Source organism: uncultured Sneathiella sp. (assembly GCF_963973085.1).
GTDB lineage: Bacteria > Pseudomonadota > Alphaproteobacteria > Sneathiellales > Sneathiellaceae > Sneathiella.
Genome location: NZ_CAXAXA010000003.1, coordinates 98,557 through 112,568, shown reverse-complemented (window position 1 = coordinate 112,568; position 14,012 = coordinate 98,557). Strand labels below are relative to the sequence as shown.

The 14,012-nt window shown below is 54.5% G+C and carries 11 protein-coding genes; 8 read left to right on the top strand and 3 right to left on the bottom strand.

The annotated features are described in order from the left end of the window. Positions 1 to 2: 2 nt before the first annotated feature. From AACZ19_RS08505 to AACZ19_RS08495, 3 genes are all read right to left on the bottom strand, one after another. Positions 3 to 1,313 (bottom strand): MFS transporter, encoded by a 1,311-nt coding sequence (locus tag AACZ19_RS08505; protein ID WP_339632947.1) that lies wholly within the window; start codon positions 1,311 to 1,313, stop codon positions 3 to 5. 66 nt (positions 1,314 to 1,379) lie between these two features. Next, positions 1,380 to 1,841: a cyclic nucleotide-binding domain-containing protein gene (locus AACZ19_RS08500; protein ID WP_339632945.1), complete on the bottom strand. Its 462-nt coding sequence runs from the start codon at positions 1,839 to 1,841 to the stop codon at positions 1,380 to 1,382. A gap of 19 nt (positions 1,842 to 1,860) precedes the next feature. Continuing rightward, complete coding sequence (locus tag AACZ19_RS08495; RefSeq protein WP_339632943.1) at positions 1,861 to 4,515, bottom strand: ABC transporter transmembrane domain-containing protein; 2,655 nt, start codon at positions 4,513 to 4,515, stop codon at positions 1,861 to 1,863. Positions 4,516 to 4,716: 201 nt separating this feature from the next. Here AACZ19_RS08495 and AACZ19_RS08490 point away from each other — a divergent pair, with 201 nt between their 5' ends. From AACZ19_RS08490 to AACZ19_RS08455, 8 genes are read left to right on the top strand one after another with little or no spacing between them, the layout of a single operon-like run. Then, a complete protein-coding gene (locus AACZ19_RS08490; RefSeq protein ID WP_339632940.1) occupies positions 4,717 to 5,991 on the top strand; it encodes a glycosyltransferase family 4 protein in 1,275 nt (424 codons plus the stop codon). Next, a complete protein-coding gene (locus AACZ19_RS08485; RefSeq protein WP_339632938.1) occupies positions 5,988 to 7,115 on the top strand; it encodes a glycosyltransferase family 4 protein in 1,128 nt (375 codons plus the stop codon). Before AACZ19_RS08490 ends, AACZ19_RS08485 begins: the two co-directional genes overlap by 4 nt. Continuing rightward, positions 7,115 to 7,696, top strand: a complete 582-nt coding sequence (locus tag AACZ19_RS08480; protein ID WP_339632936.1) for a histidine phosphatase family protein — start codon at positions 7,115 to 7,117, stop codon at positions 7,694 to 7,696. Before AACZ19_RS08485 ends, AACZ19_RS08480 begins: the two co-directional genes overlap by 1 nt. Continuing rightward, positions 7,693 to 8,856 (top strand): glycosyltransferase, encoded by a 1,164-nt coding sequence (locus AACZ19_RS08475; RefSeq protein ID WP_339632934.1) that lies wholly within the window; start codon positions 7,693 to 7,695, stop codon positions 8,854 to 8,856. The genes AACZ19_RS08480 and AACZ19_RS08475 overlap by 4 nt, the downstream gene beginning before the upstream one ends. Further along, on the top strand, positions 8,853 to 9,659 hold the full coding sequence (locus tag AACZ19_RS08470; protein WP_339632932.1) for a polysaccharide deacetylase family protein: 807 nt from the start codon (positions 8,853 to 8,855) through the stop codon (positions 9,657 to 9,659). The genes AACZ19_RS08475 and AACZ19_RS08470 overlap by 4 nt, the downstream gene beginning before the upstream one ends. After that, on the top strand, positions 9,656 to 10,177 hold the full coding sequence (locus AACZ19_RS08465) for a hypothetical protein (protein ID WP_339632930.1): 522 nt from the start codon (positions 9,656 to 9,658) through the stop codon (positions 10,175 to 10,177). Before AACZ19_RS08470 ends, AACZ19_RS08465 begins: the two co-directional genes overlap by 4 nt. Then, the gene (locus AACZ19_RS08460) at positions 10,174 to 12,066 is read left to right on the top strand and encodes an ABC transporter ATP-binding protein (RefSeq protein WP_339632928.1); all 1,893 of its coding nucleotides are present in this window, start codon (positions 10,174 to 10,176) and stop codon (positions 12,064 to 12,066) included. The genes AACZ19_RS08465 and AACZ19_RS08460 overlap by 4 nt, the downstream gene beginning before the upstream one ends. Next, positions 12,063 to 13,961, top strand: coding sequence for an ABC transporter substrate-binding protein (locus AACZ19_RS08455; RefSeq protein WP_339632926.1), 1,899 nt, complete (start codon positions 12,063 to 12,065; stop codon positions 13,959 to 13,961). Before AACZ19_RS08460 ends, AACZ19_RS08455 begins: the two co-directional genes overlap by 4 nt. Positions 13,962 to 14,012 lie beyond the last annotated feature (51 nt).

Below are 14,012 nucleotides of genomic sequence, written 5' to 3'. Positions count from 1 at the left end.
TCTCATTCCACGGGGGCTGAACGTGCCCCTTCTTGTTGTTCTATCGGTTGACGATAGGAGAGATACCAGAGCAGGCCCAATCCGGGAAGGGCCGCCGCCGTGGTGATCAGGAAAAATTCGACCCAGCCGACCTGCTCCACTAGCCAGCCCGCGGGTGAGACCAGAACTGTCCGCGCCACCGCCATCAGGGAAGTGAGGAGCGCATATTGTGTTGCTGTATAGGCAACATTGCAAAGGCTGGAAAGATAGGCGACAAAGACGGCGGTTCCCATGCCACTGGCGACATTCTCAAGCCCGATTGTGAGAGCGAGGAAAGTGAGGTCGGGTCCGATAACAGCCTGCGCGGCAAACATCAGGTTGGACACCATTTGTAATATGCCGCTGATCCAGAGTGCGCGATACATTGTCGTGGCCGCCAGCAGCCAACCGCCCAGAAACAACCCGCCAAATATCGCAACGGTCCCGAGGGTTTTGACGATTTCGGCAATTTCAGTCAGCGTAAAGCCGGTTTGCAGGTAAAACGGGTTCGACATCGCGCCTGCCAGGCTGTCCCCGAATTTATACAGAACGGTAAATAACAGGATGATCAGCCAGTCCGGTTTCTGCATGAAATTGAGGAAGGGGTCGATGACCGAGGTTTTCAGCCAATCGAGATAAGCATTTTCCGGTGCAGGGCCTTCCGGTTCCAACGCTTGTTCGTCGATTTGGGGTTCCCGGGTTAGCAGCACGGTTATCGTCCCGATCAGGATATAGGCGGCCATCACCATATAACTGATCGTCCAGCCAAAGAAATCGGCAATGACAAAGCTGGAAAAGCCGGTCAGCCACATCGCGATGCGATAGCCGTAAACATAGGTCGCGGCGCCGGCGGCCATGTTCTTCTCATCACAAATCTCGATCCGGAAGGCATCGACAATAATATCATAGGATGCGGACGCGAACGCCACGACCAGCGCCGCGACGGCGACATGGAAAAGATCGCCTTTCGGGTCGCTGAAGGCGAGGGACAAGGTCGCCGCGATCAGGAAGGCCTGCAACAGGAGAAGCCAGCTCCGTCGCCGTCCAAACAGGTTTGTCAGGAGAGGAATTCGGATATTGTCGATCAGCGGCGCCCAGAGGAATTTCAGCGTATAAGGAAGCCCGACCAGCGTAAACAATCCAATGGATGTCAGGTCAACCTGTTCCTGGGTAAGCCAGGCCTGAAGAATACTGGCCGTCAGAAGCAGCGGAACGCCGGAAGAAAACCCGAGCAGGGTGATGCTCAGGATGCGTTTGTCGCGATAAACGGACAGAGCGGACATCCAGCCGGTCATAATGCGTTTTCCAATACTCGACTAAACCTTGGACTATTTACTGTCTCAGGCAGGAACCGTCGCCTGTCAGTCACCATTTCGAATGGTTTCCTTGGCCTTTTGCAGGTCATCCGTCGTGCGAACCAGCCGTTCGGCAAGAACACGCATCATCTCGACCGCCATTTCCGGAAATTCCGTTACCATGCGGAAGAAGACATCCTTGGTGATTTTCAACGTCGTCAGCTCGGTTTTTGCCTTGATTGTCGCCGTTCTCGGTACATCAATCAGGATGGCAATTTCACCAACCACATCGTTTTTTCCAAGGCTTGCCACAGTAAGGGGTCCCGAATGAGTCTCGACAATAACATCGGCTTCACCGGCCATGATGAAGTAGGCAGCGTCCCCATTGTCTCCCTGTTTGCACACAATGTCGTCCGGCTGGAATGTCAACCGTTCAGACGTGAAGGCCAGCAGTTTGATCTTGGACGGCTCAATTTTCGCGAACAGGGGTATCTGCCGGAGAATCTCAACTTCTTCTTTCAAACTCACGGATTGTCTCCTTCTGTTTCTAGGATGCCGACAGCATTTCTTTATACAGGTCGCTTCCCTCTTTCAGCTTGTCCGGCCGACCCTGATCCGCAATTCTTCCCCCCCGCATAATCAGGACATAATCAAATTCGGCTGTTTTTTCTGCATGGTCAAGTGACCAGATAAGGCTGCGTCCCTCAAACTCCTTAAGGATATTCTTCATCAGGCGCGTCTGGGTCGACAAATCAAATCCGGACGTTGCCTGGTTGAGGATCAGCACATCGGGTTTCTTGATGATCGCCCGGGCGATACAGAGTTTCTGGCGCTGCGTTGCATTCAGACGTGCGCCAGCAGTCCCAACCGTGAAATTCAGACCAACGGCGATAATCGTACTCCTCAGTGACAACTCCTCCACAACCTGCGCCAGGGCAGCCCCGATTTTTTCGGCAGCCTGGGCAAAGCCAAAGGCAATTTTGCCAAACAGAATATTGTCCTGCAAATTTGTTGCCGGATTATACGCGTCGGCATCAAAAAATGCGACGCTGTCTTTCAGTTCAGGGGGCAGTTCATCGGCAAATTTATGCCGCGCCTGAACTATCTTTTCCTGAATTTCATCGGTCAGAACACCAAGCCGGTGGCGGGAGGCGATGACCTTGAAGGGAAGGGACATAAAGCGAAGGCGGTCTTCCTCGCGGAGGGTGTCCAGCTGATCGGCGCTGATACGGCTGATCATGGCCTGATATTCCGGCAAATCTTCCGAAGAAATAAAGCCATATAACTGGAAAAACTCGTGATCCGGCGGCAGATCGGCAAAGAGCTCTATCATCAATGTGGCCACCTGATAGCCCATCTTGAGGAAGGTTTCTGTCAAATCCGCCTCTTCAATGATTTTCAGCACATAGGGATTTTCCGCCATCCGGTTGAGGTCAAAGTCGTCGCCGACGGGCGTGCCGAACAGCAGGTTTTCTGCGACCGATGCGTTGGTATTGAACTTGTCCTGCTCAAAGGCTTCAATCATGTTTTTCAGGCTTGTATCGGTCTCGATTTTCTCAAAAAACCGCCGACGGGCCGTCAGAATCAAATCCGCCGTTTCCGGCGCGGCTTCCGGGTCAATCGTGCTTCTAAGGCCAAGGCGATAGACGTCTTCGCTTAAATCCACCATTTCAAGGACTTCAAGCGCGCGGTCATTCAACCCGTCACTGCCCTCAACTCCGGCAAGGGTGTAGTCGTGCCAATCCGCATCGATATCATCGCTTGAATTTCCGGTCAGGCCGGCATTCGCAATATAGGTATTGCGTAAGGCTTCCTCTTCGCCGGTATAGGTTTTTTCATGCAGAGGTCGATGCTTGAGGCCATAGAAAAGATTCTCCCCGAGGGTCGAGTTAAAGACATAACCATGCTGTCCAACATAGGATATCCTGCGGCCGACGATGGCTTCCGGGGCTGTCACCAGATTGACGTCTCCCGCCATCAGACGTCCACGGTCCGGATCAATTAGCCGTGCGAGAATATGGGTGAGCGCTTCGCGGCCGGAGCCTGCCGGTCCGATGATCGCAATCCGTTCATTGAGCTTGAAACGGGTACTGAGCCCTTCAATGATTCTTGAGCCGGTATCGTCGGAAAGTTCAAGATTGCTGGCGACAAGTTCGCCCGTCAGGTTGGGAATTTCGTCCGGCTCAATCAGTTGGTTGTCCGCGTCGCGCATGCCGGCGGGCTCGAACTGTTCAACGACCTGTTCATACTTGATACGGGCATCTTCGCGCCGCTGGTAGTAGGCGAGCAGTTCTTTCCAGGGCGCGGCCATTTCCTTATGCGCCCCGATCGCCGCGACAAGCGTACCAACCTCCAGCGTGCCATTGATGACCATAGTGCCGCCAATCGCATAGAAGAAGAACGGACCCAATTGCTGGATAAAATTGTTCAGGAACTTGATAATGAATTTCAGCAGATAGATGCGATAGCGGACGGTGTATATCTTGTCGAGCTGGTTGGAGAACAGCGCCCGCATGAAGCCGGAACCGTCATGGGCGTGCACTTCCTCGACGCCGCTGACCGCTTCGCCAAGCTGGTCTGAAAGCACACGAACCAGCCGCACCCGAGTTTTTCCCAGCAGATTGACCTTCTTTTGTAGCTTCGGAATGAAATAGGCCTGCAGCGGGTAAAGCGCGATGGCGGCTATGGCCATCATCCAGTTCTGGACAACCAGAAAGCTGATGATAACGAGAAGGTACCCGCCCTGAAAAATCGGGACGGCGAAGGCTTCGCCGATAAACCCGCCGAGGGGCTCCACTTCGGACGTTATCATTGGAATGATCTCACCGGGGCTCTTCTTCTTGAAGGTCAGCATGGGAAAGCGCAGGATGCGGCAGTAAAGCTCGTAGCGCAGGCGTCGCAGCATCTGCTCCCCGGAAATTCCCTGATACACGTTGATGATATATTTGAATGTCTGGTTTACAATGACCATCAGCAGGAACAGTCCAACCATCAGATAGAGATAAGCTATCTGGTCAAACTCGAGGCCGAAATACTCAACCGGGAAAGAGATGCCGTTCGCCTGAATGGCCTCATTAATAATCAGCTTTGGCAGTTCGAGATAAAAGTAGAGAAAGGGAAAGGAGAGGATCGATAACAGGGTCAGTATAATCTGCTGCTTTTTGCTGTACCGCAGAATATACTTATAAATATTGTGTTCCATTGAACGCGACCTGCCCACTTCCCATTGACCCCGGATCATGCGCGGGTCCGGCGCCGGGCTAGTTTTTCACAGTTTTGTCCCCTGCCGCAAGGAGGAAATTTTTCACAATCGGCGTGATCCGTGATCATTGCCGCATTGCAGGTTGAATTTTTCACAATCTGCCCTTAACAATGCCGGAACATCAATCCTAGCCGGAGCGCCATGCCGATCCCAGAAAATGAGAGCTCAACCGTCATCGTGGTGCTGAAAGGCTACCCGCGCCTGTCGGAAACCTTTATCGCGCAGGAATTGCTTGCCCTCGAACAGCGCGGGCTGAACCTTTCTTTGGTGTCGCTCCGCCATCCGACGGATAAATCAACCCATCCGGTGCATGAGGAGATTTCCGCTCCCGTCAACTACCTTCCTGAGTATCTCTATCAGGAACCGTTGCGTGTTCTGAAATCCTGGTGGAAAGTGCGGCATCGTCCAGGCTATCGAGAGGCTTGGGCCGTCTGGCGTAAAGATCTGCGCCGGGATCTTACCTCGAACCGCATTCGACGCTTCGGTCAGGCACTTGTGCTCGCAGCGGAAATGCCGGAAGCCGCGAAGACGATTTACGCCCATTTCCTGCATACGCCCGCCTCTGTCGCCCGCTACGCAAGTATGATCGCAGGAATGGGGTGGAGCTGTTCCGCCCATGCGAAGGATATCTGGACAACACCTGAATGGGAGCTGCGCGAGAAACTGGCCGATCTTGACTGGCTTGTGACCTGCACGTCGGTGAATGCCAAGTATCTTGGGGAGTTGTCGGCAGATAACTCGAAGGTGGAGCTAATGTATCACGGCCTAGATCTCACCCGGTTTCCGGAGTATGTCAGTCGGTCGTATGACCGAGATGGAACTGACCTGAAGGCTCCGGTCGAAATTCTCTCTGTCGGCCGTGCCGTGGCCAAGAAAGGCTATGATGATCTTCTGACGGCGCTTGCGGCTCTTCCTCAAGAGCTGAACTGGCGCTTCGTCCATATTGGGGGCGGCCCGCTGCTTGGAGATTTGAAAGCCGTGGCAACCAAGTTGGGTATCGCCGACCGGATAGACTGGCGCGGGGCTTTACCGCAGCGGGAAGTGCTTGCCGCGCTGCAATCGGCCGATATCTTCGTACTGGCAAGCCGGATCGCCGACGATGGTGACCGGGATGGCCTGCCAAATGTCCTGATGGAGGCGCAAAGTCAGAAGCTCCCCGTTGTCGCAACGAATGTTTCCGCTATACCGGAACTGGTCATTGACGGGGAGACCGGTCTGCTTGTCCCGGAACGGAACCTGGCAGCCATGACAGCGGCATTGATGCGGCTCTGCGCTGAACCGGCCCTGCGCGAGCAATTTGCGGAAAAAGGCAACAAACGGCTACGGGAATTATTCGATGCAAACGACCTGATCGGGAAATTGTACAAGAAACTGCATGCCCCGTCCGATGAAACCAGAGGCGGGCGCAAGACATGAAGCTGGCTTTCTATGCGCCCATGAAATCGCCCGATCATCCGGTTCCCTCCGGCGACCGGCGGATGGGGCGGCTGCTCTGGACGGCGTTGGAGCAAGCAGGATTTGCGATGGAACTTGCCTCGGGCCTGCGCAGTTTTGATAGACGAGGAGATCCGGACTTCCAACAATCGGTTAAGAGGCAAGGAGAAGTGGAGGCGGCGCGCCTGATCGAAAAATGGCGAGAGGCGCCGGACACAGCGCCGGACGGCTGGTTCACCTATCACCTATACCATAAGGCGCCGGACTGGATTGGTCCTGAAGTCTGCCGTGCACTTCAAATCCCCTATTTTGTTGCCGAAGCGAGCCATGCGCCGAAGCGCGCCAAGGGTGACTGGCGAACGGGATATGAGGCCGCCGTGAACGCTATTGGCTTTGCGCGCGTCGTTTTTCATATGACAGTGCTAGACGGGGCTTGCCTGAAGCCTTTGGTTTCAGCTGAAAACAGGCTTATTTTGCTGCCGCCCTTTCTTGATATCGAGAGCTTTCGCGAAAAGGCGGTTTCCGTTGACATTGGCAATGTGCTTGAGAAGAGGGGCGGGCGGCAGGATGTCAAAACCCTTCTCGCGGTGGCAATGATGCGCGGCGGCGATAAGATGATGTCCTATCAGCAGCTTGGGCAGGCACTGTCTCTAGTGACGGAGACCGGCTGGCAGCTTCTGGTGATTGGCGACGGGGAAAGACGACGGGACGTGGAGGCAGCGCTCGCGCCAATTGGTGAACGGGCCATCTGTCTTGGCGTCATGACGCCGGAAGAACTGCCAGCCTGGTATGAATTTGCGGATATCTACACCTGGCCCGCTCATGGTGAGGCCTACGGCATGGCATTTCTTGAGGCAGAAGGCTGCGGCCTTCCCGTTATCGCGGGAAATATCCGCGGGGTGCCGGATGTTGTCCGCAATGGGGAAACCGGGATATTGACACCGGCAGGCGATCCGGCTGCGTTCGCTCGTGCGGTTGACGAATTGCTCCAAAATGATGAATTGCGGCTTACCATGGGGAAGCGAGCAAGGGCATTTGTCGAGACGGAGAGAACCCTGTCTGCCGCGGCGGATATCCTCAAAAAAGCGATTGAAGGGGCGGTTTGATGGTCAAGCTGTTGGTGATCCGGCATGGCAAGACAGACTGGAACCTGAACAAGAAAATTCAGGGCCGGACGGATATAGCTTTGAGCCAGCTTGGACGCGAGGAGCTTGCAGGGCGGCGGGTGCCAGATGAGTTTTCAGGATTCGACTGGGTTGCAAGCCCGCTTAAAAGAACACAGGAAACGGCAGAACTGCTGGGAGCATCAGATCTGAAGCTGGAACCGGCGCTCATTGAAATGAGCTGGGGCGAGTGGGAAGGGGAGACATTAAAGGCTCTTCACGAAAAATATGGCGCGGAGTTCCGGTATAACGAGGCACGGGGCCTGCAAATGACGCCACCGGGCGGGGAAAGCCCGGCGGATGTTGTGGAACGCCTTCAGCCGTGGCTTAAAAGCCTAGCGTCGGATACGATCGCCGTCACCCATAAGGGAGTGATCCGGGCGATTAAATCCCTGGCTTATAACTGGGATATGACCGACAAGGCGCCTGTCAGTTTCGATTGGGCGACGGGTCATCTTTTTGAAGTAAGCGCAAGTGGCGATATCCGCCCACTCCGCATCAATATCAGTATGGAAGACGCATGACAGACCAATCAAATCCGCTCAAAATACTGTTCTATGTCCAGCATCTGCTCGGTATCGGACATCTGAAGCGGACGGCAACGCTGGCCCGCAACATGATGCGCACGGGCTTCGATGTGACGGTCGTCTCCGGCGGGCATGAAATTGATGTCGATCTCGGCGGTGCGCGGCTGATCCAGCTTCCCGCGACGCGGGCGACGGACCTTTATTTCAAGGTGCTGGTCGATGAGGAAGGGCAGCAGATTGACGATGAATGGCGTCAGAAACGGGCAAATATGCTGCTCGATATCTATCATGAGCAAAAACCCGATATACTGATTACGGAGCTGTTCCCTTTCGGCCGACGGCAGATGCGGTTCGAACTCCTCCCCATGCTGGAAGCGGCAAGCAAGGACAGCCCCCGCCCGCTCATTATCTCTTCCGTCCGGGATATCCTGGTGGCGCAGAAAAAGCCGGGCCGGAATGACGAGATGCTGGGTCTGGTGGAGACTTATTTCGATTATGTGATGGTGCATGGCGACCCGGAGTTGATCTCCCTCGACAAGACCTTCCCCCATACGGAGCGGATCAGGGACAAGATCTTCTATACCGGCTATGTGGTCGACCATACAGGCGTCAAGGGCGGACCGGAGGCCCCGGGCGCGGGGGAAGTGATCGTTTCCAGCGGCGGCGGTGCGGTCGGCACCAATCTTCTGAAATCGGCGATGAAGGCGCGGACCCTTTCCTCTGCAAAAGATCTGACTTGGCGGATGATGGTTGGTGCGACGGTCGAAACAGAGATATTCGATGAGCTTGCTGCGCTCGCCCCCGATGGTGTGATCGTCCAGCGTGCCCGTCCCGATTTCACGACGCTTTTGATGAATTGTGCACTATCTATCAGTCAGGGAGGCTATAATACGGTGATGGAAACGCTCCATGCGAAATGTCGCGCCGTGATTGTGCCTTACGCAGGTGGGCTGGAGACAGAACAGACATTGCGCGCCCGGCTGCTGGCCGAGAAAGGCGTTCTGCAAATCGCCGATGAAGAGGGGCTGACCCCTGAAATTCTCGCTGCAAAGGTGGATGACGCTCTGAATGGCCCCCCAGCACGCGCCGAAATTGATGTTAATGGTGGGGCGAAAACGATAGAATTGCTGCAAAAATGGACAGATAAGGGCATATGAGTGATTGGGACAGCCTGAAAAGAGAGCTCGACCTCTGGAGGACAGAAGGGAAGGTTGCGACGTTCTGGTGGCGCGATGATGATCTGACTGCGCCGACGCCTGCGCTTGACCGGCTATTGCATCTCAAAGAACATTTCGACCTACCGCTCGCGCTTGCTGTTATTCCGGCGAATGTAGATGCGGAGCTTGTCAATCATCTTGAGCATTGTGCGATCCTCCAGCATGGGTTCGCTCATGAGAATTTCGCTGGCAAGGGGCAGAAGAAATCGGAATTCCCCGAAAATCGCCCTGCCGGGGAAGTGAAAGCAGCCCTAGCAGAGGGAAAGGAAGTGCTTACGCGAATTTTCACCGACCAGTTTGTGCCCATACTGGTGCCACCCTGGAACCGGATCTCAGAAAACCATCTTGGTGTGTTGTCGGATCTTGGTTTCGTCGGCATTTCCCGCTACAAGGCCCGGAAAGCGGCGCTTCTCCATCCAATGCTCGCCGAAGTTAACACCCATGTCGATCCCATTAACTGGCGCGGCGATCGGAGCGTACTGCCGGAATCGGATTTCCTGGAGATGGTCACCGGGCATCTGGCGGTGCGGCGCCAGGGAAAGGCGGATCCGATAGAACCGACTGGTCTGCTCACCCACCATCTCGTGCATGATGAGGAAATCTGGGCGGCGCTCTATAAGTTGTTGTCGGCGCTGACGGAGCATCCGGCGGTGCGGTTTGTCACCATTGAAGGGGCCCTTGCCCTGATCGACGATCTGCCGGATGAGGCATTCCATAAGGAGGCAGCGCAGGAGCTGGAATGACAGCGGTCTTCACATATCCCTTCAAAAGCCTGCTTGGTAGTTATCTGCGCAGCTTTTTTGGCATTGTCCTGACGCTGGTTCCGCTCTTGTTGTTAAACCCGATATCTGTCATTGTTTACATGCTGGTATTTTTGCTTTGTGCCTTTTTGGCTTATGGCCTGCGCACAGTTCTCCGGCATTTTACTCGCTTCGAGGTTAGCGGGACAGGCATTGTCATGTCCGGCCCTGTAAACCGGCGGATTGAGTGGAAAGAACTAGAAGGATTCAGCCTGAACTATTACTCTACCCGGCGGGACAGGGAAGCGGGGTGGATGAACCTGAAGCTGAAAGGGGGAGGCGCGAGATTGAGCATCGATTCAACGATTGACGATTTTGAGGAGTTGGTAAGGCACGCCTTCCGGGCCGCTGTCCGGAACGGTATTGTATTGGATGCAAGCACCGGAATGAATTTGCAGGCGCTTGGCATCACCGTTCCCCAAAGTGACGGTTCATTAGAGTATAGAACGGCGGGCCGATGACGAATGTTTTGCTTGTCAGGGACCTGAAAGTCGAGTTCAGAGTTGCGGAAGGCACGATCAAGGCGGTAGAGGGGGTCAGTTTTCGCGTGCCAGACGGTAAAACCGTCGCATTGGTGGGTGAATCCGGTTCTGGAAAGTCCGTGATCAGTCAGGCGATTATGTCTATCCTCCCCAAGCCTGCCCATATCACCAGCGGTGAAATCCTGTTTTTTGACCCCGAGAAGCCGGGGGTTTTTTATGATATTGCGAAACTGAAACCCGACAGCAAGGAAATACGCAATATCCGCGGCGGACGGATTTCCATCATCTTTCAGGAGCCAATGACATCGCTGTCGCCGCTTCATACTATTGGTGACCAGATATCCGAGGCATTGCACCTGCATCATAAGAAAACCAAGCAGGAAGGCATTCAAACCACGGTGGATATGCTTCGTCTGGTCGGGTTTCCGGATCCGGATGCAGCCTTCCATACCTATCCGTTCGAACTTTCGGGCGGCCTGCGTCAACGGGCGATGATTGCAATGGCCATGATCTGTCATCCGGCGCTGCTCATCGCCGATGAGCCGACAACCGCGCTGGATGTGACCATACAGGCCCAAATCCTGGACTTGATGCAGCGGCTTCAGAAACAGCTCGGCATGGCTATTTTGCTGATTACCCATGATCTTGGAGTTGTCGCCAGCATGGCCGACGAGATCGTGGTGATGTATCATGGGAAGGTGATGGAACAGGGAACCATAGACGACATTTTCGAAAACCCGGAGCATCCTTATTTGAAGGCACTGATGCGGGCGATACCGCGCTTTAATATGAAGCGGGGCGAGCGCCTGACTCCGATCCGTGAAATCAAGCGTGATGCCAACAGCAAGTTTCTTGAGCAGGCGAACCCGCGGCCGATTGCCACGGGAGATGAAAAGCCGATCCTGGACGTGCGCAACCTGACAAAAAGATTCACGACGCGCAAATCCTCGCTGTTTGGCGCGAAGCCGGGCGGTGAAGTATTGGCAGTGGATAATGTCAGCTTCTTTATCAAACCCGGTGAGTGCCTTGGCCTTGTGGGAGAGAGCGGGTGCGGCAAGACAACTCTTTCCAAATTGATTCTGCGGGCCCTTACGGCAACGGACGGCGAGGTAACCTATAACGATCGCGGGCGCGATATTGATGTCCTCGGGCTTTCCGGCGGCGCCCTGTTTGATTATCGCAACAAGGTGCAGTTTATTTTCCAGGATCCCTTTTCATCGCTGAATCCGCGTATGACGGTTTACGATATAATTTGCGAACCGCTGATTATTCATAACGTCGGCACACCGGAAGAGCGAGCGGAGACTGTACGCGAGTTGATGACGCTTGTTGGGCTGGATATCCGGTTTTTGCGGCGCTATCCGCATTCCTTCTCGGGTGGCCAGCGCCAGAGAATTGGCATTGCGCGGGCGCTCGCCCTCAAGCCCGACCTGTTGATCTGCGATGAACCTGTTTCTGCACTCGATGTATCCATTCAGGCGCAAATCCTTAACCTTTTAAAGGACTTGCAGGCCGAGCTCGGGCTGACATACCTCTTTATCTCCCACAATCTCGCGGTGGTGGATTATATTGCGGACCGCATTGCCGTTATGTGCAAAGGGCGTCTGGTGGAAACGGCCCCGAAGGAGGCATTGTTCAACAATCCGGTGCACCCATATACAAAACGGTTGCTAGCGGCAGTCCCGGAACCCGATCCTAACCACCGGCTCAATTTTTCTGATCTGGTGGAAGAAAAAGCCTCAAATCCGGAACTATGGCCCGCGCCGTTTACAGCGGATATTCACACCAGCCCTATTATGATGGATATTGGTGGCGGCCATTATGTCCGGGTACATGAGAATACGGATGTGAAGGAGTTGCGGCTATGAGGATAGCGTGGCATCAAATCTGTCTGAACGGTCTGTGGATAGCGGGCTTGGCGTTGATGATGACCAATATTGCCAAGGCGGAAGTCCCGTTTTTTAAAGCCTCTGTCAGCGCCGGCACCATGCCGCCGGTGGAAGAGCGATTGCCGAAAACCCCGCTCGTTGTGACACCCATGGAAGAGCAGACCATTGGCGAATATGGGGGAGACCTAAGAACATTGATCGGCGGCCCGTCCGACGTGAAGCTCATGTTTGTCAATGGGTATGCACGTCTTGTCGGGTTTACACCGGAGTTGGAAATCGAGCCGGATATCCTCGAGGCCATGGATGTCGAGGAAGGGCGAATTTTCACCATGACCTTGCGCGAAGGGCATAAATGGTCCGATGGCGCGCCCTTTACGTCCGAGGATTTTCGCTACTGGTGGGAAGATATAGCCCAGAACCCGAAGCTGTCTCCTGCCGGCCCCCCGGCGTCACTGCTGATCGATGGCGAAATGCCGAAAGTTGAATTTCCGGATGAGCGGACGGTCATTTATTCCTGGTCCAAGCCGAACCCGAATTTCCTTTCAGATCTTGCGGGCGCGGCACCCTTGCTGATCTATCGACCGTCCAGTTATCTGAAAAACCATCATGTGGATCATATAGATAAATCAAAGCTGACGCCGAAGCAGAAAATCATGCTCAAAAGCTGGGCGGCACAGCATAACCGTCTTGATAATCTCTATAAGTTCGACAACCCAGACTTGCCGACATTGCAGCCATGGCGGAACACGACGGCCTCGCCCGCTACCCGCTTTGTGGGCGAGCGTAACCCGTATTTTCACCGGGTCGATCCGGAAGGGCGCCAGTTGCCCTATATTGACCGGTTGATTTTCACCGTATCGGAAGGTCGGCTGATCCCGGCGAAAGCGGCATCGGGGGATGTTGATTTGCAGGCTCGCGGCCTTCGTTTACAGGACGCCACCTTCCTGAAAGAGAATGAGAAAAGGTCCCATTATGAAGTCCGACTATGGGAGACGGCGCGCGGTTCGCATTTCACCCTGTATCCGAACCTCAACAGCGAAGATCCGGTTTGGCGCAAGCTCATGCGGGATGTCCGATTTCGCCGCGCGCTCTCGCTTGCCATAGATCGGGAGGAGATCAATGACATCCTGTTCTTCGGCCTTGCGGTCGAGGGAAACAACGCTGTGCAGAAGATAAGCCCCTTTTATACGGAAGAGTTGCGAACGAAATGGGCGACGGTTGATTATGGAAAATCCAATGCACTTCTTGATGAGATGGGGTTGACGGAGCGCAACAATGACGGGATTCGATTGCTGCCCAATGGGGAGCCGCTCATCATTATCGTTGAAACCGCCGGCGAAGAGACGGAGCAGTCGGATATTCTGGAATTGATACATGAATCCTGGGAGAAGGTGGGCGTGGAAGTATTCACCAAACCGTCGCAGCGGGCGGTCTTCCGCAATCGCATTTTTTCCGGTGAAACGGTGATGTCGGTCTGGTCCGGTTATGAGAATGGTATTCCGAATGCGCAATCAAGCCCGGCGGATCGCGCCCCGACCAGCCAGACAAGCTATCAATGGCCGAAATGGGGACAGTATTTCGAGACGAAGGGCAAGTCGGGGGAACCCATTGACATGCCGGAGGCACAACGGCTTTTTGATCTGTACCAGCAATGGCTGGCCTCTACAGATGATGATGAAAAGGCCCAAATCTGGCGGGAAATGCTTGATATTCATGCAGAACAGCAGTTTACGATTGGCGTAGTAGGCGCCATTCTTCAGCCTGTAGTCGTCGCGGAGACGTTGCGGAATGTCCCCGAGGAAGGGTTTTACAACTGGGATCCCGGAGCGCAGTTTGGAATGTACCATCCAGACCTGTTCTGGTTCGAAAAATAGGATTTCCGTGAAGATGAAGGCATATTTCGGAGGTCCAGTTGACGTCGATCG

Coding starts and splice junctions, on each gene's coding strand:
- AACZ19_RS08470 (WP_339632932.1), top strand. CDS start 8,853: ATGAGTGATTGGGACAGCCTGAAAAGAGAGCTCGACCTCTGGAGGACA.
- AACZ19_RS08490 (WP_339632940.1), top strand. CDS start 4,717: ATGCCGATCCCAGAAAATGAGAGCTCAACCGTCATCGTGGTGCTGAAA.
- AACZ19_RS08465 (WP_339632930.1), top strand. CDS start 9,656: ATGACAGCGGTCTTCACATATCCCTTCAAAAGCCTGCTTGGTAGTTAT.
- AACZ19_RS08480 (WP_339632936.1), top strand. CDS start 7,115: ATGGTCAAGCTGTTGGTGATCCGGCATGGCAAGACAGACTGGAACCTG.
- AACZ19_RS08460 (WP_339632928.1), top strand. CDS start 10,174: ATGACGAATGTTTTGCTTGTCAGGGACCTGAAAGTCGAGTTCAGAGTT.
- AACZ19_RS08475 (WP_339632934.1), top strand. CDS start 7,693: ATGACAGACCAATCAAATCCGCTCAAAATACTGTTCTATGTCCAGCAT.
- AACZ19_RS08485 (WP_339632938.1), top strand. CDS start 5,988: ATGAAGCTGGCTTTCTATGCGCCCATGAAATCGCCCGATCATCCGGTT.
- AACZ19_RS08495 (WP_339632943.1), bottom strand. CDS start 4,515: ATGGAACACAATATTTATAAGTATATTCTGCGGTACAGCAAAAAGCAG.
- AACZ19_RS08455 (WP_339632926.1), top strand. CDS start 12,063: ATGAGGATAGCGTGGCATCAAATCTGTCTGAACGGTCTGTGGATAGCG.
- AACZ19_RS08505 (WP_339632947.1), bottom strand. CDS start 1,313: ATGACCGGCTGGATGTCCGCTCTGTCCGTTTATCGCGACAAACGCATC.